Here is a 25,984-nt window from a genome sequence, read left to right as displayed (position 1 = left end):
TTATGGACCAGACATCCCCGCTCACGTTCGACATGAACGGATTGGCCGAAGCGGTGGAGCGGTTGCCGAAGGACTCCGTCGATGCCCTGCCGTTCGGCGCCATCAAGCTTGACGAGGCCGGGCTGGTGACCTTCTACAGCGCCGCCGAGGCGAAGCTGTCGGGATACGGATCGCGGCGGCCGGTGCTCGGCATGTCGTTCTTCGTGGATGTCGCGCCCTGCATGAATACGCCCACCTTCAGCGGGCGGATCGAAAAAGCCAGGGCCGCCGGGAAATACGATCTGGAATTCGGCTGGATCGGCGATTTCTCCGACCGCTCGCGGGAGCTTAGGGTCAGGATTCAGCCGGCGTCCGACGGCGGCTGCTGGATCTTCATCCAGCGAGAGTAGTACCAGGAGCCGAATAGTTTGACCGGCGGTCGGCAAGTGTTGGGCCACGGCCCAACCTACGAAGCAGGAGCCTGTAGGTTGGGCCGTGGCCCAACAAACACTGTCTTCACAGGTCGATGTCGTCGGCCCCTGGTATAAGCTGGCATCGGTCCACCCGCTTCAGGTACTCTCCCGCTCGATCACTTCGAAACCGACATCCAGCACCTTTTCCGGTCCCGCCCGGCCTTCCATCCGGGCCAGCATGGCTTCGGCGGCGATACGGCCGATGCCCCGGCGGTCGATCCGGACCGTCGTCAGCGCCGGGAACGTGTAGGGGGAGAAATCCAGGTCGCCGAAGCCCATCACCGCGACATCGCCGGGGACCGACATCCCGCGCGACTGCGCTTCGGCCAGGACGCCCTGCGCCAGCGCGTCGGAATTGCAGAAGACGGCGTCGGGGCGGTGGCCTTCGTCCAGCAGGCGGGCCATCTGCTGCCGGCCGGTCCGCAGGCTCCCGGGAGCCGGAATGGCCATGGTCGGCACGTCCTCGATGCCATGCCCCGCAAGAGAGGACAGGAAGCCCTTGCGGCGCTGCATGGCGCGATCGTCGTCGCCGCCGATCATGGCGAGGCGACGGTAGCCCTTGGCGATCAGATAATCGCCGACCGCCTCCCCCACCCGCTCGTGGGAAAACCCGACGAGCATGTCTATCGGCGTCGGCGTGTAGTCCCAGATCTCGACCACCGGGATCTTCGCGGCCAGAAGCTTCTGGCGGGTCGAGGCGGAATGGACGATCCCGGTCAGCAGGATGCCGTCCGGGCGGCGGCTCAGGATCGCTTCCAGCAGGTCGTCCTCGCGCGCCGCCGGGTAGCCGGACAGGCCGAGCAGCACCTGATAGCCGGCCTCGCCCAGCCGGTCGGTCAGCGCTTCCATCGTTTCGGCGAACATCGAACTCGCGATGGTCGGGAACAGCGCCGCGACCAGCCGGCTGCGCTTGGAGGCGAGACCGCCGGCCAGCATGTTGGGAACGTAGCCGGTGCGCGCGATGGCCTCGCGCACGACCTCCATCGTGTCGGGCGTGACCAGTTCCGGGCGATTGAGCACGCGGGAAACCGTGATCGGCGACACGCCCGCCAGCTTCGCGACGTCGCTCAAGGTGACGCTGCCGGACGAGCGGCTGGAGGGGGTGGAGCGGGACACGGGAAAAGCCTGCTTCAAGAGAATGAGCCGAAGCTCGCGTTAGCGCTGACACTAACAGTCGGCGTGACGCATTCCAAGTTTTTAGGCGACGCTGCCGCCGTGATGACAGCGCCACCAGAACAATCGGAACGTGCCGTCAGTCGAGGCTGACGCCCGACGCCTTGACCACCTCGGCCCACTTCTTGCGCTCGACCGCGATATGCTGCGTGAACTCTTCGGGCGTGTTGCCGACGGGAGTGGCGCCCATGCCCTGCATGCGCTGCTGGATATGGGGCAGCTTCATGATGCGCTGGACCTCGGCGCTGACCTTCTCGACGATCTCCTTCGGCGTGCCGCCCGGAGCGAACAGGCCGTGCCAGGAGGTCGCCTCGAAGCCGGGCAGGAATTCGGCCATGGCGGGAACGTCGGGCAGGAGCGGCGCCCGGGTCAGGCTGGTCACCGCCAGCGCCCGCACCTTGCCTGCCTTGGCCTGCTGGGCCGCGGTCGGAATGTTGTCGAAGACCATGTCGACGTGACCGGCCACGACATCCATGATTGACTGCCCGCTGCCCTTGTAGGGAACATGGGTCATCTTGGTGCCGGTCAGTGTCGAGAACAGCTCGGCGCCCAGATGGGGCGAGGTGCCGGGGCCGGAGGACGCGTAGGTGTGGACCTCCGGCTCCTTCTTCAGCAGTTCGACCAGCTCGGGAACGCTGTTGGCCGGGATCGACGGGTTGACCACCAGTACGTTGGGCAGGGTGGCGATCAGCGATACCGGAGCGAAGCCCTTGTCGGCGTCGAACGGCAGCTTCTTGTAGAGCGACGGGTTGATCGCGTGGGTGCTGACGGTGCCCATGCCCAGCGTGTAGCCGTCCGGCTGGGCATTCGCCACGGCGGCGGCGCCGAGGTTGCCGCCCGCTCCGGGCTTGTTCTCGACCAGGAAACGCTGGCCCAGCGCCTTGTCCAGTTCGTCTCCGACCATGCGGGCGAAGGCGTCGGTGTTGCCGCCCGCCGTGAAGGGGACGATGATCGTCACCGGCTTGTTCGGGTAGCCGGCGGCCTGGGCATCGGCCCGGCCCGGCAGGGCGGCGACGGTGGCGAACAGCAGGGCGGTCAGGGCGCCCGGAACCGTGCGCAGCAGGGTTCTTCTCAACATGGCATTTCCTCCGGTTTCGTCTTTTTTGGAAACTTCGTTATGGGAGATACGGTTCTTGGGGATATCAGCGGTTGTTGGCCTTGCGCCAAGCCGCGAAGTCTTCGCGGGTCCGTTCCTCGGTCGCCGGGTACAGGCCGAGGATCGAGCGGCCTTCCATGACCTTCTCGGTCACGAAGTCCTCGAACGCGGTCATCTCCACCGCCTCATCGGCGATTTCGTCGGCGATATCGGCCGGAATGACGATCACGCCCTCGCCGTCGCCGACGATCACGTCACCGGGAAAGACCGGCGCGTCGCCGCAGCCGATCGGAACGTCGATGTCGATCGCCTGATGCTGGGTCAGGTTGGTCGGGGCCGACGGACGGTTGTGATAGGCCGGGATGTCCAGCCCGGCGATTTCCGGCGAATCCCGGAAGCCGCCGTCGGTGACGATGCCGGCGACGCCGCGCTTCATCAGGCGGGTGACCAGGATGGAGCCGGCCGACGCGGCGCGTGCGTTCTTCCGGCTGTCGATGACGAGTACCGCCCCTTCGGGGCATTCCTCCACCGCCTTCCGCTGCGGATGGGCACGATCGAGGAACACGCCGATCGTGTTGAGATCCTCGCGCGCCGGGATGTAGCGCAGCGTATAGGCTTCGCCGACCATCGGAGCGCCGCCGGGATTCAGCGGATGGACGTCCTGGATCATCTGGTTGCGCAGGCCCCGTTTGAAGAGTGCCGTCGCCAATGTCGCGGTGCTGACCGTCTTCAGCTTCTCGCGCGTTTCCACCTTGAGTCTTTTCATTGTCACCGGTTCCAAGTTTCTCATCGGCCCAGGTGCGGAAAGCAAGCCTGAACAACTATGACAGCGCTCCCATAAGCAATGATAGCGATGTCATCATGATTTTGGAAGAGGTTTTCGGCCAATGCCCCATGATTGCCGAGAGACGGGCGGGATCGGGACCTAGGCTTCGTCCTGCATCTTGCCGAAGACGCTGGACTGGCGCTGGTAGAGGCTGGCGGCGTCGGCATGGAAGCGTCCGCATTCGTTGCGGGGCACCAGGGGGAGGATACGCAGCGTCGTCAGCATCAGCATGGGGTCGCCGGCCGGGCCGGACCACCCGCTCCACAGGTCGCAGACCGGCTGCCATCCGTCGAGCAGCCAGCGGAGGCGCTCGACGGCGTGCTTGAGTCGCTGGCTGTGCGCCTCCCAGTCCTTCAGGAAAGCGCCGGGTTCGGACATATCGCGGTCGATCTCCCGGATCAGGTCTTCGCCGATCGCCAAGGTAAGCCGCGCCACCTCGGCCACCAGCGCCGCCCCCTCGCCGGTGTCCGCTCCGGGCCGGGCGGCGAAATCGCTTATCCTGCCGAACAGGGATCTCAGCTCCCCCGGGTTCGCCCTTGCGTCGGTCCCGACAGGAAGCGCCAGGAACGCCATCTTCTGCACCCGGTCGAACGCCGTGTCGGCGTCGCTGGCGAGCACCCCGGCGGCGGCGGCGGACTGGAGGGCGGCGCGGGCGGCCGCCTTGCCGGCGGGAGTGCCGAGCAGCGCCGGGGTCATCGGCGATCCGTCGACGGCCAGGCCGGTGTCGTTCAGCAGGCGCCGGAGGATCTGGAAGGCGGTGGCGGAGGATACCTGCGCCCGCTCCACCAGAAGCTCGTCGGCGGCTTCCAGCATCTCCTCCCCCGCCAGACCGCTGCGGGCGACGCGGTATGCCGCGATCTGGAGCCGTTCGGGCGTCACGGCATTTGTCGTCAGCACCTCCGCATGCAGGGTCAGGTCGTGGAGATTGAAGCGCAGGATGTCGGGAATAGCCCGCCAGGGCAGGACATAAACGCCGCGCCCGCCGGAGAATCCATAGACGAGCGCCTCAAGCTCGCCGTGAACGTTCTTTCGGATGCGGGCATTGGCGAGTTCCGGCTTCTGGAAGGGGACCGTGGCGCCGCGCTCCTCGAAGGTGGCCGGTGCGTAGTCTCCCGAAAGGCGGGTCGTGAACGGCGTCGCGATCTCTGTCATGGCGGGAGGTCTTTCGGGGCTGTGGGGCCTGGCGCTGGCATCGCGCCGATGATGCGCCGAAGTTGCTGAAAAAATCGTTGGTCCGCCGGCTCAGGCTTCACGGACGGGGGAACAGCAGGAGCGGACGATCTCGGACAGGAAGGCTTCCCGCGTCCGGGGAGGCGGCCGGCCGGTCGCGTCGGAGAAGGCGGCCTGGAGGAAGGAGAGCACGTCTTCCTGAGCGGTCAGCGCTTCGAAGGCATGGGCCGCGCGCGCCGCGACGCGAAGCGCGCGGTCGGCCAGGGCCGGTTCGGGGGCTGCCCCGGGAGCCGGCCGCGCGAGGGCGCTGATTCGCTTCTGCGTCGCCGCGAGCAGCCGTTCCACCGACGGCGCTGTCATGTCGTTGAAGCCGGCGCTGGCACAAACCTCGCGGCCCGTCGTCAGCATGCCGACCGCACCCATCAGGGCCGAGACGAACTCCGTCTCGTTGGCCGTCCTCGGCGTTTCGGGCAGCCGGTCGATCATGGCGTCGACATTGGACACCAGCTTGTCGCGGACGGCCGCCTTCAGGTCCTGGGTCAGGCGTTCGGCGGCCGTCGAGCCTGCCCGCCCCAGCGACTGGGCGCGCAGGATGGCCAGCCGCTCGGCGACCGGCTTCAGGCCGCGCGCCAGCGTCAGCGGGTCGAGGTCGCGGGCTTCCTCCTCCGCGGTCTCGACGCCGAGGTCGCGCCGGGCGTCGTCGAACGTGCAGCGCGTGATGTCGGTCAGGACGCGGGTCACTTCCTGCGACTTCTCGCGGCTGAGCGCGTCGGCGAAGGCGGGGAAAGCCTTCCGGGTCTGTGGCGAGCGCGCCAGCGACAGCAGCAGGACATGCATGGACAGGGCGTCGTTGCGGGCACAGGTCAGGAACTCGGTCACCGCCAGGCTGACCCGGTTCCCCAGCAGGTGCTGCTTGACGAGCCAGAGCTGATGGCGCAGGCCGATCGCCGCTTCCATCTCCGGCACGATGTCCCAGATATCGGGATGGATCCGCTTGCCGACAGTGGCGATCCCCGCATTGCCCACGGCGGCGCCGCGCATCGCCGACAAGGTGCTTCTGCCGACTTCGAACAGCGGGTGGTCCAGCGCGCCGAAGTCCATGCGAGGCGGCAGCGGATGTTCGTCGCTGGGGCCGCGCAGGAGTTCGGACACGGTGGAGGGCTTTGTCAGCATGGTCCAGAACGGCATCAGGACACGGCGCGGGATCAGCGCCGCCGGCCGGACCCGGGGATTCCGGTCGGTCAGCAGGTCCTCGAACGGCCAGCAGAACAGCCGCATCGGGGTGACGGGCTTAGGCGGCCGGGTGGTCCGCAGGCGGGGACGCAGGGCGTCCTCCAGCGCCGCGCGTGCCGGCGAGGGCGGCAGTTCCGCCGAATACCTGTGGATGCGCTCGATCGTCTTGGCAGGCAGAGTCGCGATCTCTTCGGCGGTCGGCATGATGAAGTCGCCCTTGTCAGGCAGCGACCCTTCATCGGCACGCGTCACGACCGGCCTCAAATCCGCAACCCTCCCCCGGCTCGATGCAGATGCCCAGGGACAAATACTATTAGATGCAGATTGAGGTAAATTCAGACTAACCGCCTAAGATCCTTGCCGTTGGTGCTGCGGGGTCTCAGCCCTGGCCGGGAGCCGGTTGCCGGTCACTCGCCCAGCACGTCGGAAACGATCCTGGACAGCTTGTCGACATCGCGGACGATCAGGCTGCAATTCTGCCGCTCCAGCAACCCGGCGCGGCACAGGTTGCTGAGTTCCCGGGTGACGGCCTCCCGGTGGGTGCTGATGCGGTTGGCGATATCGGTGTGGGTCGGCACCGGGAATATGACAGCGGTGTTCTGGCCGGGTGACGATATCCGGGCAAGCCGCAGCAGCTCGGCGCGGATGCGGTCCTGGACCCCCAAGGTGCTGAATTCCACGATCCGCTCCGACAGGCAGCGGATGAGCCGCGTCATCCGGAGCATGATGGCAATGGCGCACTGTTCGTGCTCCCTCATCAGTTCCCGCAGCACGGGAGCCGGCATCATCGCGACCAGCATCTCGGACTGGGCGACGACGCTGAGCGACCGCGGCTGGGCGTCGATGGCGGAAACCTCGCCGAACATGTCGCCGGCGCCGAGATCGCGGAAACTGATCTCCCGCCCGCTCGCGGCGTAGTGCGTCGCCCGCGCCCGGCCGGACGAGATGAAGAAGACGTCGCGGGTGGCATCCTTGTACCGGATCAGCGGCTGGTGCGTCTCGAACCGCTTCCAGACGCACCGCCGGGAATACGCATCCACCGCTTCGGCAGGCAAACCCTTGAAGATCTCGAAGTTTTCCAGAGTTTCCTTGCCGCTCCGTACCCGCGAAAGCTTGGACGTCATGCAGACTCTCCGGTAGATCGGACCACACACGAGCGATATGAGGAACGTTATCAGCCCGAAATTCGTACCGGACAGTGCTATTTGGCACAATGGACGCCTTTTCCCGCCCCTTGGGCAGGGCGGCGCCACCGATCAGCGATGCATGTTTCCTGCCGGCAACAGTGCTACCAGATCGGTTTCCAGCGCTGCTATCGTCTCGGCATGCTGGCCGGCCGGAAAGTCACCCGGCAGATGCTTATCGAGGGCATGGGCGACCTGCGCCGCTTCCCGGACCAGGAGTGCGGTGAACCGCACTCTTTCGGCGGGTGTCCTGCCGGGCGCGTAGCCCAGGCTCAACGGGTCGAACGGCATGCCGGCGCCCAGCTTCGGCAGATATGTGGCCATCGACCAGAGCGGGCCCAGCATATGCGCCCGCGCCAGATCGAGCGCCGCGTCCCCGTCCTCGCGGTAGTGGATGTCGAGCAGGGACAACGTGGTCCAGTACTCCAGGTTCCCGAGCCATGCCAAGCCGAGTGCTACGGGATTCTCGATTTCGTTGGGATGTCCCTTGTAGGCGCTGGGGTCCAGGGGCAGGCGGTACGAGGGGTATGCCGGATCGGCCTGCGCCAGCTTCCAGATGTCCGCCTGCTGCCCGAACCCGGCGTGCCGGCCCATGAAGAGGTTCCTGAAGAAGTGGTAGTGATCGATCTCGCCTTCCCCCTTGATGTCTTCGAGCTTGACCTTCCAGGCATCCAGATCCGGATGGCGGCTGGTATTGGGGGTTGCCTGGAGTTCCGACACGAGGTCGATGATCGTCCCGTACAGGGTCCCGACATGGTTGGGCCTGACATCGCCGCCCAGCACGGTCCGGAGTTCGGCAAGGAAGCGGCGGTCTTCGGCCGACCGGGCCTGTCCGATGTCCAGCGCGTCTTCCGGCGCTTCGGTGAAGACGTATTTGGCAAGGCTGTGCCGGCTCAGCGGTTCCAGGTGGAAGGGGAACGGGTAGAGGTCCGGTTCGTAGGGAAAGTCCTGGCGGCCCATATGCGGTGCGGCGCCTAAGTCGACCAGGAGCCGATTGACCGCGCCGAGATGCTGCATTTCCTGAACGGCGACGCCGACGAGATCGTCGACGTTTGGTGCTCCGGTCCCGCGAACCTGTTCGTATTCCGGCTTCAGGGAGAACGCGGCGTAGAGATACTGCACCATCAGGGCATGTTCGATCTCGGCGGCTTCGTGGAGCAGCCGGATCAATTCCAGCTTCGGATGCATGAAGTCGCGGACGATCCGGGCCTGCGCCGGCTCCAGTCCGGGGTCGGGACGGATGGCGCCCTTGTGTCCGGGTTTATGGGCCGGCTTGGCGGCGGCGGCGGGAGATGGCCGAGCGACATCGTAGAGAGCGGCGCATGCGGCGGGCAGAACGATGCCTTGCGCACCCGCCATCCCCAGGAACAAGCGGCGTGTCGGCATCGTCGATGTAATGGCAGTATTCGCCTTATCGTCTCTCTCGCGATAAAAAGACCCAATAGGAGACATCTTCAATAAACTCCCGTCTTTTTGCCTTTCCAAAGTCATGTATTCTTGCTTGAAATCCAGTTTTCGCTATGTGAGAATCGACACAATCTTTGGTTTTATCAGTGGCCGTAATCCTGCTGATGCATGAACGGGAATGCCTGAGGCGGCGTGCCGCAAATCCGGACATGCCGGTGCCTTCGCGGAATCCGGGGTTACCGGCTTCCGCGAAGGCTTTTCAGGATCGTAGCATCCGGCAGACGGTTACAGCGTGCTGGCTTTCAGGCCGCTGTCGAAGATGTCGTTGGCGATGTCTAGACCGAGCTTAACGCCGCCCACTTGCTTGGTATATTCGATGTCGGCGGGGTCCTTGAAGGTTTCGGAGTCGACCATCACGTCTGCCGCATCGAAAGCATCGAATATCCAGTGGACTCCGAGGAAGACGCGGCTCAGGCCGTTTTCGAAGATCGCATGCCACAGACTGTCGAAATGACGAACATGGCGTGGACGGACGGTCCCGTTGGTATCGACGCTGATGCCGTTCAACTCGTCCGAGACGAAGTCGAAGGCGATCGTATCCGGCTTCTGCGCGCCGGCAGCGATCTCCTCTGATGTGAAGTCGCCGTAGAACCGGCGGATCATCTGCAAGGCGGAAGCGCCGAACGTGGCGTGGCCGGAGGGATAGGCCGGAAAATTCGGCGTGAAGTTCCTGCCGCCGGGTTCGTTGGTCTTCGGCGCACCGAGGGGCAGCCAGAACGGATGGCACGCGGGATCGAGAGTGCTGGCGGGCGTGCCGGTCGGCCCCATGGACCGATCGTGCTCCCTCACCCCCAGCACCGGCCGCCAGAGATCGTATCTGTACTTCTCGTGCCAGCAGAACTTCCCGGCGTCGGCCATCGCCACGTTGACGAGGGCAAATAGGCGGGCATTGTCGGCCTCGGAATTGTTCTTGCTTCGCGCGACAGTGCGCAGGATCTGATTGTAGAGCCGGGGCGGCGTCCCGATCGACTTGACGCCGTCATACGCCCAGTAGACGCCGATCAGCGTATCCTTGGACAAGCGATCCGTCGTCTTGAGGGCGGTGGCGCCGCCTTTCCTGATGACTTGATCCAGTGCCGCCTTGTAGTCGGGCGTGTCGGACATCGGCGGCGGGGCAAGCGTATGGCCGTTGAATGCAGCCATCGTCCGGGCTGTCGCACCATAGAACGGTCCGTAGAACCCTTGTCCGGGATTGTCCGGATCCTGCCGATGGTGACCATGGGCGAAGGAAGCTTCGTATTCCTTGTCGCCGACACCGGGTTCGTTCGGCTTGATTGCGAGACTGGCGAAGATCCGGTGTCCGACCGCCCTTCCCAAGGCACCGCTGGCGGCGGCATCCGCGGCCAGGATCCCGGCACCGAGAACAGCCGCTTCGAACTTCGCCCGCTGGCTCGGGTAGAGGGCCGATAGCGCGGTGCAGGCAGCGGCCGATACGGCGGCGGCTATGTTCGTTCTTTCGGAAATGGGGTTGCCCGGCGAACTCGGCGGCAGGGCCATGTAGAGGGGATGCCCGCCGTCGATAGCGAAGAAGGCGTCATGCATGGCAAGATGAACGATCCCGAGCGCGCGAGCGCTGAGCGTCGGGCCGGTCTGTTCGCCATTCGGGACCGAATGCGACTCGCGATTGGCTTCGAGCGCCACGGCATTCCAGTACAGGATGATGTCGGCTGCGGCAGATGCCGGAGACATCGTGGCAGCGGTGGATACTGCGGTCGTCGGAGGAGATTGCAGATTGGTGACGGCTTCGTTGGGTGCCATGTTGCTGTTTCCTCATTGCAGTGAGGAAGATATCAGACCAAATAATCAATGGAAAAAATGTGATTTTTCTCTCTGCTTGAATGTGTTTTTTATCGGGTTATACTCAGTAGATAAAGCCTGAAACTTCCATATTCAAAACGATACGAAGTCCTGGCCTCTGGGATATCAGACTGATTTTTTGTAGAGCCTCGGGGAGATATCGCCAAAAGCTGCAAGAAGCGGTGGTAAAATCCACTGGCTTGCTGGTCTTTCAAATGACAAGCAGGTCCTTGAAACCAGCACCTGCCTATTGCCTTGAGGCTATCAGACTATACCGGTCAGGTAGCAGACGCCGATCATGGCGAACACCGCCGCCGCTGGCCATCAAGGCGACCCGGTGCAGCACTTCCAGCGGGATGCCTGCCGCATTGGCGCCTTCGATGAACTGGTTCGCCATGGCGGCCTTGGTGCGTTCGGCTAACTTGCGGATCACGCTGAAGCCGCGATACGCAACGGACATAAGAAAGATCGGAGCCGCCGAGGCTGTGAGAAACGGTTATGTTTCAGCATCAAGAACTATCGGGAACTGGCGAGACCGACAGTCTCGTGCATGGGACGGATCGCGACTCCGGCCTCTTCCAGGGCACTTCGGACGGCTTTGGCCATCGCGACGGCGGCGGGGCTGTCGCCGTGGATGCAGATCGTGTCGGCCTTGACCGGGACCATGGTTCCGGACAGCGCCCGGACCGTGCCGGCCGTCACCATCTCCACCGTGCGGTGGGCCGCTTCCTCCGGATCGTGGATCAGGGCGCCGGGCTGGCCACGGGGGGCCAGACTGCCGTCGTCCAGATAGCCCCGGTCGGCGAAGACCTCGCAGGCGACGGCCAGACCGGCGGCGTGGCCGGCCCGTTCCATCTCGCTGCCGGGCAGCACGACGAAGAGCAGGCCGGGATCGACGGCGCGGATCGCCCTGGCGATGGCGCCGGCTAGGGCGGCATCGGCCGCCGCCATGTTGTAGAGCGCGCCGTGCGGCTTGACGTGGGTGACGCGGTGGCCGGCCAGGGTCGCGACGCCTTGCAGGGCGCCGATCTGGTAGGCCACCATCTTCTCGATATCGGCCGGGCTGTCGCCCGTGATCCGGCGGCGCCCGAAGCCCCAGAGATCGAAGAAGGCGGGATGGGCACCGATGGCGACGCCTTTTTCACGGGCGACCTTGGCGGTATCCGTCATGATGACGGGATCGCCGGCATGGAAGCCGCAGGCCAGGTTGGCCGAGGACACGATGTCGAGCATGGCCCCGTCGTCGCCCATGCTCCAAGGGCCGAAGCCCTCGCCCAGGTCGGAGTTCAGGTCCACGCTGATGCCGGCGGTCATGGCGTATCCTTCCTGTCCATTCGCAATGGGGGCGGGTCCGGCGCCTTGCCGGCTAGGACCATCCCGTCGATCAGGTTTAGCGACAGCAGCCGCTCGCTGTCCAGGACGCCGCCGGGGATCGCCGTCTCGACCAGGGCCGGAAGGTTGCCGATCAGTTCGGCGAAGACGCGGTGGGCATCGGTCCCCTCCTCGACCGTAACAGCCCGGAAACGCAGCTTGGCTCCGGGCCGGAACTGCGACAGGGCCGCTACGTCGGGCACGATCACGCAGGCGATCTTGGGGTAGCCGCCGGTGGTCTGGCGGTCGGCCAGCAGGACGATCGGCCTGCCGGTCCCCGGCACCTGGATGGCGCCCAGCGGTATGCCGTCGGAGATGATGTTGAAGCCGCCGGCGTGTTCGATCGCCGGACCGTCCAGCCGGTAGCCCATGCGGTCGGCCTCGGCGGTGACGGTGAACTCGCTCTCCAGGAAGGTCGCCATACCGGCCTCCGTGAAATGCGACTTCTGCGGACCCAGGACCACCCTCAGCACGCCGGAGCGGTCCAGGATGCGACGCGGATCAAGCACCCGCTCCGGTTCCTGCGGCGCCTCCGCCAGCTTCAGCGGCAGGTGGTCGCCCGGTTGGAGCCTGGTGCCGGTGAAGCCGCCCAACCCGCTGCGCAGATGGGTGGATACGCTGCCGAGGACAGGGGCCGCGTCGAATCCGCCGGCCACCGCCAGGTAGCCACGCGCACCCGTCGCCAGCGCGCCGACACGGAGGCGCTGGCCCTGGTCCAAGCGATGGCTGGTCCAGGGCAGGTGCGGCTGGCCGTCGATCGTCAGCTCGGCGTCGCCGGTCACGGCGATGCGGCAGGACCGTGCTGCGACTTCCAGGGTGTCGCCGACCAGCGTGAACTCGATGGCGCCCTCGAAGGCGTCATTGCCGACCAGGGCGTTGGACGCGGCCAGCAGCAGCGGGTCGGCCGCCCCGGCGGTCGAGACGCCGAAGCGCTGATGGCCCAGGCGCCCCCGATCCTGAAGGGTCGAGCCGGGGCCGGCCGCGATGACTTTAAGCCCGCCGCTCATCCGATGACCTCGCTCTCGGGCAGCCGGTCGCCGTCGCCGGCCATCAGGTCGAAGTCCCCGACCGTGATGGCGACCAGCCGCACCCGGTCGCCCGGGGCCAGCAGGAAGGGCTGCGAGCGGGCGGGGTCGAACAGGCGCAGCGGAGTCTTCCCGATCAGGTGCCAGCCGCTCGGCATCGCGACCGGCGACAGCGCCGCCTGGGCGCCGCCCTGCATGAAGCTGCCGGCAGGGGTGACCGACCGGGGATTTTCCCGCCGGGGCAGGTGCAGGGCCTCCGGCAGGCCGCCGAGATAGGCGAAGCCGGGCGAGAAGCCCAGCATATAGACGCGGAAATCGGCGCCGCAGTGCAGATCGACGACTTCCTTCGCGGTCAGGCCGGCGCGTTCGGCGACGGCGGTCAGGTCCTCGCCGTGTTCGCCGCCGAAACGGACCGGGACGAACCAGCGGCGACGCTCCGCAACGCTCGCCGCGGGCACCGATGTATCCAGGGACGAGATCGCGGCGGCAAGGGCGGCTTCGGTCGTGCGGGTCGGGTCGAAGGTCACCAGGATGGAGCGGTAGGTCGGCACCGTCTCGACCAAGCCGTCGGGTGCGGCCCGGTTGATCGCGGCGTCCAGCCGGTGGACGGCCTCGTTCAGGTTGGGGTCGATGGCGTCGCCAAGCTCGACCAGCAGGGCCGCCTCTCCGGCCGGCAGGAGCTTCAGCGGGGTCTTCGCGTCGTCGTCCATCCCCATTCGGCGTCTCGTCCTTTCCGTCACCTGACTTCCCGCCGGACCGGTGCGGCGAGGCTCCAACCGTGAATAGCCCAATGGCGGCGCCCAGGCCAACCTTCGCCGATCTAACGGGCCGCACCGTGCGGCGCACCATGCGGAACAAGGTCCGGAGCGGGGCAAGCAGGGAAGCGGCCGGTCGAAGTGGAAGCGTCGGTCATGATCTAAAGGTCACGAACTGATGGGACTAAGCCAACAACAATCTACAGTAGTAGCATGCCTCTCAAAATAGAGGGAGGGACACTATGGCTACTCAGATCGGCGACCTCGGCGCCAATATCCTTACCGGCGGAGCGGAAGTCGATATTCTGCTTGGGCTCGCCGGTGACGACCGACTGACCGGCGGCGCCGGTGACGACGTGTTGCTTGGCGGCGACGGCAACGACCGGCTCTACGGTCAGTCCGGGCTGGACCTGCTCTACGGCGGCGCCGGCAACGATTACCTCGACGGCTGGGGCGTCGCCCGGCTTTCCGGCGAAGCGGGGGACGACCTTCTCGTCTGGGATCCCGGAGCCGTGCTGGTGCGCCGGGGATTGATCGAAGGGAACCAGTTCGACGGCGGTTCCGGCACAGACACCCTGCGGATCGTCAACAACGCGACCGAGGATAATGTGACGGGACCGGAAGACCTGGTGGAGAGACCCGCCGTCACGCGGATCAGCTTGTCCGGCATCGACGGCTACGGTGGGGGCGATCCGGTCGTGACCATCGGCGACTTCGAGACCGACGAGGGTCCCCAGCTCTGGGGCAATGTCTACGGCATAGAGATCTTCGATCTGCGGGGGACGGCGAGCCATGCCATCTTCGACGGCGATGCCGGAAGTACGACGGTGCTGGGGACGGAGAACGCCGACACCTTCCGGGGTAATGCCGGATTCGACGTGCTCGATGGGCGCGGCGGCAACGATCGTATTTCCGACGGCGGTGTCGACTCCAATATCCTGCGCGGCGGTGCCGGCGACGACCGGCTGTCGCTGGAACTCGACAACGTGAACAATCCCATCAGGGGTGATGTCTTCAGCGAGGTCGACGGTGGCACGGGAGTCGACACGCTCAACTTCAACGTCAACATACGGGGAGATGTGCCGGACCAGTCGGCATCCAACAGGATCGACCTGTATATCGGCCAGTCCGACGTACCGGACCGGTTCGGCTTCCTCACCCTGAAAGACGTCATCATGGTCGGGGACTCCGCCGGCGACCAGGACCGGTATACCGGCTTTTCCGACATCGAGCGCTTCGATTTCTCCACCTCCAGGGAAAACTTTTTCTATCAGGCGTTTACCGACCGCGACGTGACCGTTCTTGGAAGCAGATCCGCCATCGGCGACATCTTCAAGGACGGAGCCGGAGACGAGGTGCTGTCCGGGCTGGCAGGCAACGACAGGTTCGAACTCGCCAAGGGCGGCACCGATACCGTCGATGGCGGAGCCGGCAGCGATACCTTCGTCGTCGGGTTCAGCGGCGCCGGGAACGACACGATAAACGGCTTCGAAGGGGCGGGCGTCGCGGGCGGCGACGTGATCGAATGGCGGCTGGGGAGCCGTCCGTTCACGATCGACGAAACGGACGGCACTACGGTCTTCACCTGGGATAGCGGTTCGCTGACCGTCGATGTCGTCGGCCTTCAGGCGGGTCAAGACTACGTTTTCGCGTGAAGACCAGGATCGGGAGTGGCAGGAGTATCGTGGAACCGAACCCTTGCCGCTTCTGTTCTCCCCCGGACTTCGACAAAGACGAAATCCGGAAAACATACGCGATGACCGTTTCCTACTCCGCAGATCCCGTTCCCTACTCGCCCGGCGTCGAGACGCCGGAGCCGGACGAGGCCGAGACTACTAAGGAACTCCTTCAAACGCTGCGGAAGATCAGCGAAACGACCTACAAGGACGGCGGCCATGCGCTGCGGAGCGTGCATGCGAAAAGCCACGCCCTGCTCGAGGGCCGGCTGGACGTGCTGGACGGGTTGCCGCCCGAACTGGCCCAGGGGATATTCGCCCGGCGCGAAAGCTATCCCGTGATGCTGCGCCTTTCGACCAACCCCGGCGACATCCTGGACGACAGCATCACCGTGCCGCGCGGGCTGGCGATCAAGGTGCTGGGTGTAGAGGGCGAGCGGCTTCCAGGTTCGGAAGGGGCGACGAGCCAGGACTTCGTCATGGTCAATGCCCCAGCCTTCGCGGCGCCCAACGCCAGGAAGTTCGCCGGCAGCCTGAAGCTGCTCGCCGCCACGACCGACCAGCCGCAGATCCTGAAGAAGGCGGTATCGGCGGTTCTGCGCGGCGCCGAGAGCGTCGTGGAAGCGTTCGGCGGCGAAAGCGCCGCGCTGAAGACCATGGGCGGGGCATCGCAGACGCACCCGCTCGGCGATACCTTTTACACGCAGACGGCTTTCCGGTACGGCGACTACATCGCCAAGCTTTCGCTGGCCCCCGTCTCGCCCGAACTGACCGCGCTGACCGGAACGACGCTCGCCACGTTCGGCAATCCCAACGTGATTCGCGATGCCGTCGGCGGGTTCTTCCGGCGCAATCCGGGTTCTTGGGAGATCAGGGTGCAGCTTTGCACCGATCTCGATGCCATGCCGGTCGAGGACGCCTCGGTCGAGTGGCCGGAGGACCGTAGTCCTTTCGTCGCGGTTGCCCGGATCACGCTGCCGCCGCAGACGGGATGGAGCGAGCAGCGGTCGCATGTGGTCGATGACGGATTCGCGTTCAGCCCTTGGCATGGACTGGCGGCTCACCGTCCGCTCGGCTCGATCAACCGGGTCCGCAAGCTCTCCTACGAGATGTCGGCGGGCTTCCGCGCCGAACACAACGGCTGCCCGATCCACCATCCCGGCAAAGCGGCCAGACTGCCGGAGTAAAGTCAAGGGCCGAAGAGTTTGACCGGCGGTCGGCAAGTGTTGGGCCACGGCCCAACCTACGAAGCAGGAGCCTGTAGGTTGGGCCGTGGCCCAACAAACGCTGTCCAAACGGATCGATGTCTTCGGTCCTTGGTATAAGATCAAGGGTAATGAAGATTGGATTTTCCGGAACGCTGAATGCTGGGCCACTCCAGCGCGACATCTTCACCTCCCGGAGTAAAAAGCGGAGGTACCCAAAATTAAATACAATACACGGCAATTGCTATCTCAAAGATCGCTTGCGGCATCTAGGTAGTTCTTTATGTTGGCGGGCTGTAGTCTGCCGCTAAGGGGCTTTGAGATGGCACTGATCAAAAAATCCACCTATGCGGCCCAGCGCCCCGTCGAGCAGACGGAGAAAGCGGCCCCCCGGCCCGCTTCCGTACAGCCTCCCGCCGCCGCTGCCCCGCAACGCACCCGCGCCCGTACCTACGCGCGACAGCAGAAGATCGCGGAACGCATTGCCGCCGCCAGCACCGAAATGGCATCCGCCACGACGGAAGCAGCTTCGGCGGCCGAGGAGCTTCGGCGCGGCATGGAGGAGATCGCCAGCGGCGCGCAGGAGTCCTCCGGAGCCGCACAGGAATCGCTGGCGGCGATCACCGACATCGTGGCCCTGCTCGCCAGGGCGCGCACCATGGCGGCGGCATCGCGCCAGAAGACGGAAGCCCTTCAGGTACTCCTGAGCGAAACCGGCGCCCAGATCACCGCCTCGGTCGCGGGGATCACGGCGGCGGCCAAGCGGCAGACGGCCGCGGTGGCGCTGATCGAGGAGTTGAAGGAGCTGGCGTCCAGCATCGGCACCGTCGTCCGCACCGTCAGCTATATCGCCGACCAGACCGACCTGCTGGCGCTGAACGCCGCGATCGAGGCCGCACGGGCCGGTCAGGCGGGTAACGGGTTCGCTGTAGTGGCCGACGAGGTCCGTGCCCTTGCCGAAACGGCGGAGAAGAGTGCGCGCGAAATCGCGGAGCTGGTTTCCCGCATCCAGGACGAGGTCGGGACGCTGGCAGCCGGCATCACGGCGACGGCGGCGACGGCACTGCGCGAGGTGGACAACAGCGCCAAGGTCGTCGCGACCGTCGAGCAGGTCCGCACCGGCATGGGCGATCTGGCGCGCGACAGCCTGAGCCTCGCCGCGGCGGCGCAGGAGGCCGAGCACGCGGCGGTCGAAGTCCAGCGCGGCTCCGAGCAGATCGCGGCCGCCGCCGAGGAACAGTCGGCGGCCACCGACGAGTCGCTGCGCAGCCTGGCGGAACAGACCCTGGCGCTGGAACAGGCGCAGACGACGGCGCAGGAATTGGCGGGACTGGCGGACGAACTGCTCCACAGCGGCGACCTCATCCGGAGCGCCGAACAGGTGGCATCCGCGTCGGAAGAGCTGTCCGCCACGGTCCAGGAGTTTTCCGGCGCCGCGGCCCACATCATGACCGCCGTCGATCAGATCAGCCGGGGTGCGGAACAGCAGGCCGCCGCGACCCGCCAGTCGAGCGCCGCCCTCAGCCAGATCGAGGCGGCGGCACAGCGGATACGCAGCGGCACCGGCGCCGCCGCCGACCGGTCCGCCGCCATGGCTGATCTGATCGCGGACGGCCGGCGGAACGTCACGTCCCTGATCGACGGGGTCGAGCAGGCCGTGGCCCAGACCCATGCAAGCCTTGGACGGATCGGGACGCTTGAACAGATGGTGCGCCGGATCGGCAAGATCGTCGACGGCATCAACACGGTGTCGATCCAGACCAACATGCTGGCGATCAGCGGTTCGGTCGAAGCGGCGCGAAGCGGCGACGCGGGCCGGGGCTTCGCGCTGGTTTCCGCCGACATCCGCAATCTGGCGCGGGACTCGGCGGAGAACGGCGACCGGATCAAGGACACGGTGCTGGCGATCCAGGACCATGTGCGGGCGGTCAGGATGGAGCTGGAAGTGACTCTGTCCGCCAACGACCTGGAAGTACGGAAGAACCGCGACATCATCGATACGTTCGGCGCGGTAGAAGCCGACATGGCGGAGATCCGCACCGGCAACCAAGGACTTCTCCAGGACGCCGACGTCATTCTGCGGGCGGCGGCCCAGGCGTCGGCCGGAACCGGGCAAGTCGCGACGGCGGCGGAGCAGGCCAGCCGCGCCGCCGAGCAGGCGGCGGCGGCATCCCGGCAGCAGGCGCGCGGCGCCGAGGATCTGGCGGCCTCGATCGAGGAAATAGCCTCGCTCGCGGACGAACTCCAGAACTCCGCAGAGTGACCGGGGAGTGACCAGGACACGGGGAAAGCCGATGGCAGCCGCTTCCACGGTCCCGGCCGCCGCTGGCGGCCCGGCCGCGCCGGCGGGGCTAAGCCAGCATCTCGTCTTCCGGATCGGCGACGTCAGTGCCGCCCTTCCGGTCGTCGACATCGTCGAGGTGGTCCGGCGGCCGGAGGTGCTGCCGGTCCCCCTCAGTCCGCCGGCGGTCGAAGGACTGATGAACCTGCGCGGCACCGTCACCGTGCTGATCGACATGCGGCGGGCGCTAGGGCAGCCGGAGGCCGCGGCCGGCGAAGGCGTGCGGGTGGTCGTACTGGGCGGCGGGCGGCGGATCGGGCTTCAGGTCGACCGCATCGCCGGCATGATCGGTTCGGCGCCGGGGGAGACGGGCGAGGAAGCCGGCGAAGCGGCGGTTTCGCTGCTGGACCTGGACCGGGTGCTGCCGCGCATCGCCGCCGGGGCGGCACGCCCGGCCCACCTGTCTGCGGGCGCACAACGAACCGGGCAGGGCGCCGGACAGGCTGCCGTCCCGGTCAGGGCGGATTTGGCGGCGGCGGAAACTCGCACTCTGGTCACCTTCGAAGCCGACGGCGAGGAATACGCGATCCCGGTCTCCGCCGTGCGCGAGATCGTCCGACGGCAGGCCGGCGTCGCCAGGATGCCCCATGCCGACGGCCACAACCTGGGCGTCATGACTTTACGAGGCCGGCTGCTGCCGCTGGTCGACCTGCGGTCGCTGCTGGGGCTCGGGGCATCGGTGGCCGGCCGGCGCGAAGACGCGGCGGGCAGGATCATCGTGCTGGCGTTCGGCGGGCTGGAGGTCGGACTGGTGGTTGACCGCGCGCGGGAAATCCTGCGGGTCCCGAACGACAGGATCGACCCCGTGCCCGCGCTGTTCAGGCAGGACAGCGGCGAGATCGAAGCGATCTGCCGGCTCGACCAGGGGCGGCGGCTGATCTCCATCCTCGACCCAGACCGCCTCTTCCGGACCGAAGCGGTGCGCCGCACGCTGGCGGGCGGCGCCGGTCCGGGCACGGAACCGAACGGCGAGCAGAGCGGAGTAGCGGACATGCCCGATCCTGACGCGGTCCAGCGGTCGGCCCAGACCACGACCGCGACCACGACCTTCGTGATTTTCCGGCTCGGATCGGTCGAGTACGGTCTGCCTTCGTCCTGTGTCGAGCAGGTGGTGGCGGTGCCGGAGCAACTGACCGCCGTCCCGAAGGCGCCCGCTTTCATCGAGGGTGTCATAAACCATCGGGGCGCCGTCCTGCCGGTGATCGACCAGCGGCGGCGGTTCGCGATGACCGGAACGGCCCGCAGCCGGCACATCGTCGTGGCCGCCCTGGGTGCTGCCCGCGCCGGTGTCATGGTCGATGCCGTGACCGGCGTCCTGAAGATCCCCGAGGAAGCGATCGAGCCGGCACCCGACCTGTCGGCCGAGCAGATCGCCCTGATATCCCGCGTCGCGACCCTTGACGGGCGCATGATCCTGCTGCTGGACCCCGCACACCTGCTTGCCCGCGGCGAGGCCGCCGAGATCGCGGCGCTGGACGATACGGCCGCTTCGGGGGATATCCCCGCGCCATGATCCGCCTGCTGATCGTCGACGACTCCGCCCTGATGCGAAAGCTGCTTTCCGACATCTTCACGGCGGAAGGCGACTTCGACATCCGCATCGCCCGCAACGGCGCCGAGGCGCTGGAACTTGCCCGGAGCTTCGTGCCGCAGGTCATGACGCTGGACGTCAACATGCCGGTGATGGACGGATTGACCTGCCTGAGCCGGCTGATGATCGAAACGCCGCTGCCGGTCGTGATCGTCTCGTCCCAGACGCCGGAAGGCGCCGAAACCACGCTGGAGGCGCTTCACCTGGGCGCGGTAGACGTGATCCCGAAGCCGGACGGCACCGTCTCGCTCAGCATCGACCGGATCAGGCCGACGCTGATCGAAAAGGTCCGGACAGCGGCGCGGGCGAAACTGCGTCCAACTCACCGCCTGACCGACCGTGTCCGGCACCGGATCGGCGGGACTGGCGTAACCGCCGGACCTACCGCACTCGCCGGCGGGGTCGCACCCCGGCGGGCGAAGCCGCTCCCCTCGCCCGCCGCCTTCCGGGAGGCGGGGCATCCGGATGACAGCGGCCTGCTGCTGATCGGCGCTTCGACCGGCGGACCGCAGGCGCTGGAAGCGATCCTGAGCGCCCTGCCCGCCGACCTGCCGTGGCCTGTCCTGATCGCCCAGCACATGCCGGCGACCTTCACAGGCGCCTTCGCCCAGCGGCTCGACCGGCTCTGTGCCCTGAACGTGTCGGAGGTCCGGCAATCGACCGTGCTGCGCCCCGGACAGGTCTACATCGCCCAGGGCGACGCCGACCTGATCGTGGCGCGGCGTCCGCTTGGCCTGATAGCGCTGCCGGTGCCGGCGTCGCCGTCGCACCGGTGGCATCCTTCGGTGGACCGGATGGTCGTGAGCACGCTTAACCACGTACCGGCCGACCGGCTGGTCGGCGTCCTGCTGACCGGCATGGGCGACGACGGGGCCGCCGCCTTGGCGAGGCTGCGGGCGGAGGGCGGCCACACCATCGCCCAGGACGAGGAAACCGCCGTCGTCTGGGGAATGCCGGGCGATCTGGTCAGGCGTCAGGGGGCCGACGTCGTGGCGCCGCTGCCGGAAATAGCCCGCCGGATCGTCCAGGCGGTCACGCGGAGGCTGACGCCGGCATGCCGCTGATCCGCCGCGATCCGCCCGGTCCCGGGGGTATTTCCGGTCAGGGGGACCTGAACAGCGCCGACCCGGCCGAACGCCGGCACGCCGTCCGCTCGCTGGGGCATGACGCCCGGGCCGTGCCGCTGCTGATGACCGCCCTGGAGCGCGAAGGCGACGCCGCCGTCCAGGAGGCGATCTTCACGGCGCTTGAAATCATCCCCGAGGCGGCGGCGCCGCTGGCGTCGCTGCTGCGGTCCGACGATGCCGCCCTGCGCAACGGCGCGGTCGAGGCTTTGCAGGCGATGCCGTCGGCCGTCCGGCCGCTACTCCCCGGTCTGCTGGCCGACGGCGACGGCGATGTCCGCATCCTCGCGGTCGAGGTAGTCCGCTGCCTGCCGGCCGGCGAGACGGTGGCGCTTCTGTGCGGGCTGCTGGAGCGCGAGACCGATCCGAATGTCTGCCTTGCCGCCGTCGAGGTCCTGGCCGAGTCCGGCACGCCGGAGGCGGTCCCGGCGCTCCGGCGGCTGGCCGGACGGTTCCCGTCCCAGCCCATGCTGCCCTTCGCGGTCAAGGTCGCGGTCGAGCGCATCTCGGGAACCGCAAGCTGAAGCGCCGCATGCCCCCCGAAGATGCGCCGCGAGAAAAAGCGTCCGCCGGGGAGATCCGCATCGGCGATGCCGAATTCCGCCGGTTCCGCGATTTCTTCTACCGGCGCACCGGCATCGTGTTCGCCGAGTCGCAGCGGGTCTACGTCGAACGCCGGCTGTCGGACTGCATCCTGGCCGCCGGCTCGCGCGGGTTCGCCGACCATTTCGCCCGGCTGATGGTGGAGCCGGCGGAGATGGAGCGCCTGATCTCCTCCTTCACCGTCAACGAGACCTATTTCTACCGCGAGGACTACCAGCTTCGCTGCCTGACTTCGTCGCTGCTCGACCGGATCACCGCCCGAAAGCGTCCCGGCCAGCCGATCCGGCTGTGGTCGGTCCCCTGCTCCACCGGGGAGGAGCCTTACTCGATCGCGATCTGGCTGCTGGAGAACTGGCCGGAGGTCGATGCCTGGGAGATCGAGATCGTCGGCTCGGACATCGACGGCCGGGTGCTTCAGGCGGCCGAAGCCGGGATCTACTCCGAGCGCTCGCTGATGCGCCTGCCCCGTCCCCTGGTCGGAAAATACTTCACGGCGATCGGCGACGGGCAGTACAGGATAGACGCCGAACTGCGCGGCTCGATCCGGTTCAGCCGGGTCAACCTGATCGATCAGGGCGATACCGCCAAATGGCGCGACATCGACGTGGTCTTCTGCCGTAACGTCCTGATCTATTTCGATGAAGTCTCGCGCCGCACCGCCGCCGGCAACCTGTACGACAGCATGGCGCCGGGCGGCTTCATCTGCCTGGGCCATACCGAATCCATGAGCCGCATATCGCCGCTCTTCCGTGTCTGCCGGTTCGAAGACGCCATCGTATACCAGAAGCCGGAGGAAAATGGTCATGTCTGACCGGCCGGAGCGACCGCGAATCCTGATCGTCGACGACGGTTCCCTGATCCGCCTCTATTACCGCGAAACGCTGGAAGCCGCCGGGTTCGACGTCGCCGAGGCGCTGAATGGGATCGAGGCGCTGGAGAAGCTGCTGTCCGGCCGGTTCGACCTTGTGATCGTCGACATCAACATGCCGAAGATGGACGGCATGTCGTTCCTGCGGGCCCTGCGCGGCCGGCATGGCGAGGCGGGGTCGCTTCCGGCCCTGATGATTTCCAGCGAGGCGGCGAACCACGACGTGGCCGCGGCCCGGGCGGCCGGCGCGAACTTCTATCTGGTCAAGCCGGTGGCGGCGGAAGTCCTGGCGCTTCATGCCGCCGTGCTGACGGGGAGACCGGCATGAACGCGCTGCTCGAACAATTCCTGCTGGAAAGCCGGGACCTGATCGCGGAAGCGACACGGGATCTGCTGGCGCTGGAAAGGGCGCCCGACGACGGCGCGCTGATCGTCGGGGTCTTTCGGGCGTTCCATACCTTGAAGGGCTCATCCGGCGTGTTCGGCATCCAGCCGATGACCCGGATGCTGCACGCCGCGGAAGACATCCTGGCCGCCATCCGCGACGGCCGCGCCGCAACCGGACCCGACCTTACCGATGCGCTGCTGGAATCCCTCGACCAGACCGCGCGCTGGCTGGACGAGCTGGAGGCAAGCGAAGCGCTGCCGGCCGATGCCGACGCCACCGCAGCGGCACTGATCGGCCGCCTGCACGGCGACGGCGGCATCGACACGGCCCGGCCGGACGCACCGATGGCTGGCGACCTCGACATCTTCACCGGGGATGAGCGCGCAAGCGTGCTCGACGCCGTGCATGGACAGCCCGCCGGGACCGGAGTCTTCAGGATCGCCTATCGGCCCGATCCGCGCTGTTTCTTCAACGGCGACGATCCGCTGAAGCTGCTGGCCGGCCTGCCCGGACTGGCTGCCCTGCGCATTTCGGCACGCGAAGGGTGGCCGGCGCTGGACTCCCTCGATCCCTTCCAGTGTCACCTCGACATCGATGCGCTGGTGCTGGGCGATGAGTCGGCGGTCCGGCATGCGTTCCGCCTCGTCGCCGATCAGGTGACGATCGCCGCGATCGATCCCGCGGCGCTTTCGCCGCAGCCTTCCCCGATTGCCGGGGCCGGCGATGTCGTCGGCGCGGTGCTTGAGGAACAGCGGCGTCTGCTCGCGACGCCGGACGTTCCGCCGGGGGAAGTCGCCGGCCGCTGGGGATCGGCGGCGGCGGCCGCTGCCAACGCCCTTCGTCACGAAGGCCGCGGCGGCACTGCGGACGCCCTCGCCGCCGCCCTTGCCTTGGCACAGGACCGGCTCGATCCCAAGCCCCTGGCCGAGGCGCTGGAGCGGGCGATGCGCGACAGGTTGGCGAGCGGGAAGGACCTTGCGGCATCCTTGCCCTCGCAGCAGCCGTCCTCGCAGCAGGCGTCTTCCCGTTCGCTTCGGGTCGAGGAACAGCGGGTCGACCGCTTGTTCGCACTGGTCGGCGAGATGATCGTGGCGAAGAACACCCTCGGCTGGCTGGCGGGACGGACGGCGGAAGCGGCTGATCCGTCCGGGATCGTCCGCCCGCTGCGGGACCTGCATGCCCTGGTCGAACGGCTGACCCGCGACATGCACGATGCCGTGGTCAGGATCAGGACCGTGCCGGTGGGACAGGTCTTCGACCGATTTCCCCGTCTGGTCCGCGACCTGTCGCTCCGGCTGGGCAAGCCGGCCGATCTCGCGATCGAGGGGGAAGCGACCAGCGCCGACAAAACAGTCGTCGACGCCCTGTTCGAACCGCTGATGCATCTGATCCGCAACAGCCTGGACCACGGCGTCGAGCGGCCGGAGGAGCGCCGCGCCAGGGGCAAGCCGGACCGAGCCACCGTCGTCCTGCGCGCCTTCCATGCCAATGACCGGCTGGTGGTGGAAATCTCCGACGACGGCGGCGGCATCGATCTGGCGGCGGTCGGCAGGAAGGCGGTGCTAGCGGGGGTGCTGGACGAGGCCCAGCTCGCCCTACTGACCGACGCGGAAGTTGCCGCGCTGATCTTCGCCCCCGGCCTGTCGACCATGGAAGAGACCTCCGACCTGTCGGGCCGTGGCGTCGGCATGTCGGCGGTCCGCATGGCGATCGAAAGGATCGGCGGTTCGGTCGGCATCCGGACCCTCCGCCATCGCGGGACGACGATCAGCCTGGAGCTGCCGCTGACGCTGGCGCTGCTGCGGATCGTCACGGTCTCGGCCCGCGGCAGGCGGTTCGGCGCTCCGCTGGACGACGTGGCCGAAACCATCCGGCTGCCGGACAGCCATATCCAGCGGATCAGGGGCCGCCGGGCCTTCACGTGGCGCGACCAGGTGGTTCCGCTCCACCCGCTCGGGCGTCTTCTGGAACTGCCGGAGGAGCCGGGGCAAGGACAGCGGCGCGGCGACGGGGATGACAGGCTGGTGCTGGTCGTCCGGACCGGCGGCGGGGTCTTCGGGCTCGAGGTGGACGGGATCGGCGACCGGCTGGAAGTGGCGCTGCGCCCGATGGACGGGCTGCTGGCGAATATTCCGGCCTATCTCGGCACGACGTTGCAGGGAGACGGCGGCGTGCTGCTCATCCTCAACCTGAAGGAGCTTCCGCCATGACCGTCCGTTTGTCCGACCGGGTCATCGTCCTGGAAGGGGATTGCCCGGTCGATGAAGCGGAAGCGCTGCTCGATCTCCTCCTCGCCAATCCCAATGCCCCAGTAGACTGGACCGCCTGCCGCCAGCTACATAGTTCCCTGGTCCAGGTGCTCCTCGCGGCCCGGCCGGCGATGCGGGGAGTGCCTGAAAGTTCCTTCCTCCAACGATGGATCGTTCCGATCGTTCAAGGCTCATGATGAAACATACTTCCGATCAAAAATATGACGCTTCGCTATAATAAAAGAACTATGCGCATCGATAGCTGAATAGCGATATTAGGGTGCGCTTCGTTGCCATATAAATGTGGAACCGTGAACGATCGAATCGCATTATTCTGACTTGATGACCGCATTTCATCGTACGGGCGGTAGAAAGCGGCTTCAGCATTTA

General features: G+C 66.8%; 23 protein-coding genes. 11 read left to right on the top strand and 12 right to left on the bottom strand.

What is annotated here, in order from left to right:
• Window positions 1–2 precede the first annotated feature (2 nt).
• Window positions 3–389, top strand: a complete 387-nt coding sequence (locus N826_RS05875) for a PAS domain-containing protein (protein ID WP_052830867.1) — start codon at window positions 3–5, stop codon at window positions 387–389.
• Window positions 390–548: 159 nt separating this feature from the next.
• Here N826_RS05875 and N826_RS05870 read toward each other — a convergent pair whose 3' ends face one another.
• The 12 genes from N826_RS05870 to pxpB all read right to left on the bottom strand — a co-directional run bounded on the left by N826_RS05870 (window position 549) and on the right by pxpB (window position 13,510).
• Window positions 549–1,568 (bottom strand): LacI family DNA-binding transcriptional regulator, encoded by a 1,020-nt coding sequence (locus N826_RS05870; RefSeq protein WP_052830866.1) that lies wholly within the window; start codon window positions 1,566–1,568, stop codon window positions 549–551.
• Between the two features lie 136 nt (window positions 1,569–1,704).
• The gene (locus N826_RS05865) at window positions 1,705–2,703 is read right to left on the bottom strand and encodes a Bug family tripartite tricarboxylate transporter substrate binding protein (RefSeq protein ID WP_147040285.1); all 999 of its coding nucleotides are present in this window, start codon (window positions 2,701–2,703) and stop codon (window positions 1,705–1,707) included.
• Between the two features lie 64 nt (window positions 2,704–2,767).
• Window positions 2,768–3,487 carry a ribonuclease activity regulator RraA gene (locus N826_RS05860; protein WP_044426626.1) on the bottom strand — a complete coding sequence of 240 codons (720 nt, stop codon included), beginning with the start codon at window positions 3,485–3,487 and terminating at the stop codon, window positions 2,768–2,770.
• Between the two features lie 159 nt (window positions 3,488–3,646).
• Complete coding sequence (locus N826_RS05855) at window positions 3,647–4,699, bottom strand: hypothetical protein (RefSeq protein ID WP_044426624.1); 1,053 nt, start codon at window positions 4,697–4,699, stop codon at window positions 3,647–3,649.
• Between the two features lie 90 nt (window positions 4,700–4,789).
• Entirely contained in the window at window positions 4,790–6,202 is a 1,413-nt protein-coding gene (locus tag N826_RS05850; protein WP_147040283.1) for a hypothetical protein, read from the bottom strand.
• Window positions 6,203–6,357: 155 nt separating this feature from the next.
• Window positions 6,358–7,074, bottom strand: coding sequence for a Crp/Fnr family transcriptional regulator (locus tag N826_RS05845; RefSeq protein ID WP_044426620.1), 717 nt, complete (start codon window positions 7,072–7,074; stop codon window positions 6,358–6,360).
• Window positions 7,075–7,206: 132 nt separating this feature from the next.
• Window positions 7,207–8,520 carry a ferritin-like domain-containing protein gene (locus N826_RS05840; protein ID WP_044426619.1) on the bottom strand — a complete coding sequence of 438 codons (1,314 nt, stop codon included), beginning with the start codon at window positions 8,518–8,520 and terminating at the stop codon, window positions 7,207–7,209.
• A 306-nt stretch (window positions 8,521–8,826) separates the two neighbouring features.
• Window positions 8,827–10,359 (bottom strand): vanadium-dependent haloperoxidase, encoded by a 1,533-nt coding sequence (locus tag N826_RS05835; RefSeq protein WP_052830865.1) that lies wholly within the window; start codon window positions 10,357–10,359, stop codon window positions 8,827–8,829.
• Between the two features lie 286 nt (window positions 10,360–10,645).
• Complete coding sequence (locus N826_RS44140) at window positions 10,646–10,858, bottom strand: hypothetical protein (protein ID WP_044426618.1); 213 nt, start codon at window positions 10,856–10,858, stop codon at window positions 10,646–10,648.
• 56 nt (window positions 10,859–10,914) lie between these two features.
• Window positions 10,915–11,712: a LamB/YcsF family protein gene (locus tag N826_RS05825; protein ID WP_044426616.1), complete on the bottom strand. Its 798-nt coding sequence runs from the start codon at window positions 11,710–11,712 to the stop codon at window positions 10,915–10,917.
• A complete protein-coding gene (locus N826_RS05820; RefSeq protein ID WP_044426615.1) occupies window positions 11,709–12,776 on the bottom strand; it encodes a 5-oxoprolinase subunit C family protein in 1,068 nt (355 codons plus the stop codon). Before N826_RS05820 ends, N826_RS05825 begins: the two co-directional genes overlap by 4 nt.
• Entirely contained in the window at window positions 12,773–13,510 is a 738-nt protein-coding gene (gene pxpB / locus N826_RS05815; RefSeq protein WP_052830864.1) for a 5-oxoprolinase subunit PxpB, read from the bottom strand. The genes N826_RS05820 and pxpB overlap by 4 nt, the downstream gene beginning before the upstream one ends.
• 281 nt (window positions 13,511–13,791) lie before the next feature.
• Between pxpB and N826_RS05810 the strand changes: the two genes are divergently transcribed.
• From N826_RS05810 to N826_RS05765, 10 genes are all read left to right on the top strand, one after another.
• On the top strand, window positions 13,792–15,204 hold the full coding sequence (locus N826_RS05810) for a calcium-binding protein (RefSeq protein WP_044426614.1): 1,413 nt from the start codon (window positions 13,792–13,794) through the stop codon (window positions 15,202–15,204).
• A gap of 101 nt (window positions 15,205–15,305) precedes the next feature.
• Complete coding sequence (locus N826_RS05805) at window positions 15,306–16,412, top strand: catalase family protein (RefSeq protein ID WP_044426611.1); 1,107 nt, start codon at window positions 15,306–15,308, stop codon at window positions 16,410–16,412.
• A 340-nt stretch (window positions 16,413–16,752) separates the two neighbouring features.
• Window positions 16,753–18,693 (top strand): methyl-accepting chemotaxis protein, encoded by a 1,941-nt coding sequence (locus tag N826_RS05800; protein ID WP_044426608.1) that lies wholly within the window; start codon window positions 16,753–16,755, stop codon window positions 18,691–18,693.
• A gap of 31 nt (window positions 18,694–18,724) precedes the next feature.
• A complete protein-coding gene (locus tag N826_RS05795; protein ID WP_044426606.1) occupies window positions 18,725–20,284 on the top strand; it encodes a chemotaxis protein CheW in 1,560 nt (519 codons plus the stop codon).
• Complete coding sequence (cheB, locus tag N826_RS05790; protein ID WP_044426603.1) at window positions 20,281–21,426, top strand: chemotaxis-specific protein-glutamate methyltransferase CheB; 1,146 nt, start codon at window positions 20,281–20,283, stop codon at window positions 21,424–21,426. Before N826_RS05795 ends, cheB begins: the two co-directional genes overlap by 4 nt.
• The gene (locus tag N826_RS05785; RefSeq protein WP_044426600.1) at window positions 21,417–22,010 is read left to right on the top strand and encodes a HEAT repeat domain-containing protein; all 594 of its coding nucleotides are present in this window, start codon (window positions 21,417–21,419) and stop codon (window positions 22,008–22,010) included. The genes cheB and N826_RS05785 overlap by 10 nt, the downstream gene beginning before the upstream one ends.
• A gap of 8 nt (window positions 22,011–22,018) precedes the next feature.
• Window positions 22,019–22,900, top strand: a complete 882-nt coding sequence (locus N826_RS05780) for a CheR family methyltransferase (RefSeq protein ID WP_186818069.1) — start codon at window positions 22,019–22,021, stop codon at window positions 22,898–22,900.
• Window positions 22,893–23,285: a response regulator gene (locus N826_RS05775; RefSeq protein WP_044426597.1), complete on the top strand. Its 393-nt coding sequence runs from the start codon at window positions 22,893–22,895 to the stop codon at window positions 23,283–23,285. Before N826_RS05780 ends, N826_RS05775 begins: the two co-directional genes overlap by 8 nt.
• Complete coding sequence (locus tag N826_RS05770; RefSeq protein WP_044426595.1) at window positions 23,282–25,555, top strand: chemotaxis protein CheA; 2,274 nt, start codon at window positions 23,282–23,284, stop codon at window positions 25,553–25,555. Before N826_RS05775 ends, N826_RS05770 begins: the two co-directional genes overlap by 4 nt.
• The gene (locus tag N826_RS05765) at window positions 25,552–25,791 is read left to right on the top strand and encodes a hypothetical protein (protein ID WP_044426594.1); all 240 of its coding nucleotides are present in this window, start codon (window positions 25,552–25,554) and stop codon (window positions 25,789–25,791) included. Before N826_RS05770 ends, N826_RS05765 begins: the two co-directional genes overlap by 4 nt.
• Window positions 25,792–25,984 lie beyond the last annotated feature (193 nt).

This window comes from Skermanella aerolata KACC 11604, from assembly GCF_000936425.1.
Lineage (GTDB): Bacteria > Pseudomonadota > Alphaproteobacteria > Azospirillales > Azospirillaceae > Skermanella > Skermanella aerolata.
The sequence above is the reverse complement of the archived record's forward strand: the minus strand, read 5'-3'. Positions and strand labels throughout refer to the sequence as shown.

Coding starts and splice junctions, on each gene's coding strand:
- N826_RS05875 (WP_052830867.1), top strand. CDS start 3: ATGGACCAGACATCCCCGCTCACGTTCGACATGAACGGATTGGCCGAA.
- N826_RS05865 (WP_147040285.1), bottom strand. CDS start 2,703: ATGTTGAGAAGAACCCTGCTGCGCACGGTTCCGGGCGCCCTGACCGCC.
- N826_RS05860 (WP_044426626.1), bottom strand. CDS start 3,487: ATGAAAAGACTCAAGGTGGAAACGCGCGAGAAGCTGAAGACGGTCAGC.
- N826_RS05855 (WP_044426624.1), bottom strand. CDS start 4,699: ATGACAGAGATCGCGACGCCGTTCACGACCCGCCTTTCGGGAGACTAC.
- N826_RS05845 (WP_044426620.1), bottom strand. CDS start 7,074: ATGACGTCCAAGCTTTCGCGGGTACGGAGCGGCAAGGAAACTCTGGAA.
- N826_RS05840 (WP_044426619.1), bottom strand. CDS start 8,520: ATGCCGACACGCCGCTTGTTCCTGGGGATGGCGGGTGCGCAAGGCATC.
- N826_RS05835 (WP_052830865.1), bottom strand. CDS start 10,359: ATGGCACCCAACGAAGCCGTCACCAATCTGCAATCTCCTCCGACGACC.
- N826_RS44140 (WP_044426618.1), bottom strand. CDS start 10,858: ATGTCCGTTGCGTATCGCGGCTTCAGCGTGATCCGCAAGTTAGCCGAA.
- N826_RS05825 (WP_044426616.1), bottom strand. CDS start 11,712: ATGACCGCCGGCATCAGCGTGGACCTGAACTCCGACCTGGGCGAGGGC.
- N826_RS05820 (WP_044426615.1), bottom strand. CDS start 12,776: ATGAGCGGCGGGCTTAAAGTCATCGCGGCCGGCCCCGGCTCGACCCTT.
- pxpB (WP_052830864.1), bottom strand. CDS start 13,510: ATGGGGATGGACGACGACGCGAAGACCCCGCTGAAGCTCCTGCCGGCC.
- N826_RS05810 (WP_044426614.1), top strand. CDS start 13,792: ATGGCTACTCAGATCGGCGACCTCGGCGCCAATATCCTTACCGGCGGA.
- N826_RS05805 (WP_044426611.1), top strand. CDS start 15,306: ATGACCGTTTCCTACTCCGCAGATCCCGTTCCCTACTCGCCCGGCGTC.
- N826_RS05800 (WP_044426608.1), top strand. CDS start 16,753: ATGGCACTGATCAAAAAATCCACCTATGCGGCCCAGCGCCCCGTCGAG.
- N826_RS05795 (WP_044426606.1), top strand. CDS start 18,725: ATGGCAGCCGCTTCCACGGTCCCGGCCGCCGCTGGCGGCCCGGCCGCG.
- cheB (WP_044426603.1), top strand. CDS start 20,281: ATGATCCGCCTGCTGATCGTCGACGACTCCGCCCTGATGCGAAAGCTG.
- N826_RS05785 (WP_044426600.1), top strand. CDS start 21,417: ATGCCGCTGATCCGCCGCGATCCGCCCGGTCCCGGGGGTATTTCCGGT.
- N826_RS05780 (WP_186818069.1), top strand. CDS start 22,019: ATGCCCCCCGAAGATGCGCCGCGAGAAAAAGCGTCCGCCGGGGAGATC.
- N826_RS05775 (WP_044426597.1), top strand. CDS start 22,893: ATGTCTGACCGGCCGGAGCGACCGCGAATCCTGATCGTCGACGACGGT.
- N826_RS05770 (WP_044426595.1), top strand. CDS start 23,282: ATGAACGCGCTGCTCGAACAATTCCTGCTGGAAAGCCGGGACCTGATC.
- N826_RS05765 (WP_044426594.1), top strand. CDS start 25,552: ATGACCGTCCGTTTGTCCGACCGGGTCATCGTCCTGGAAGGGGATTGC.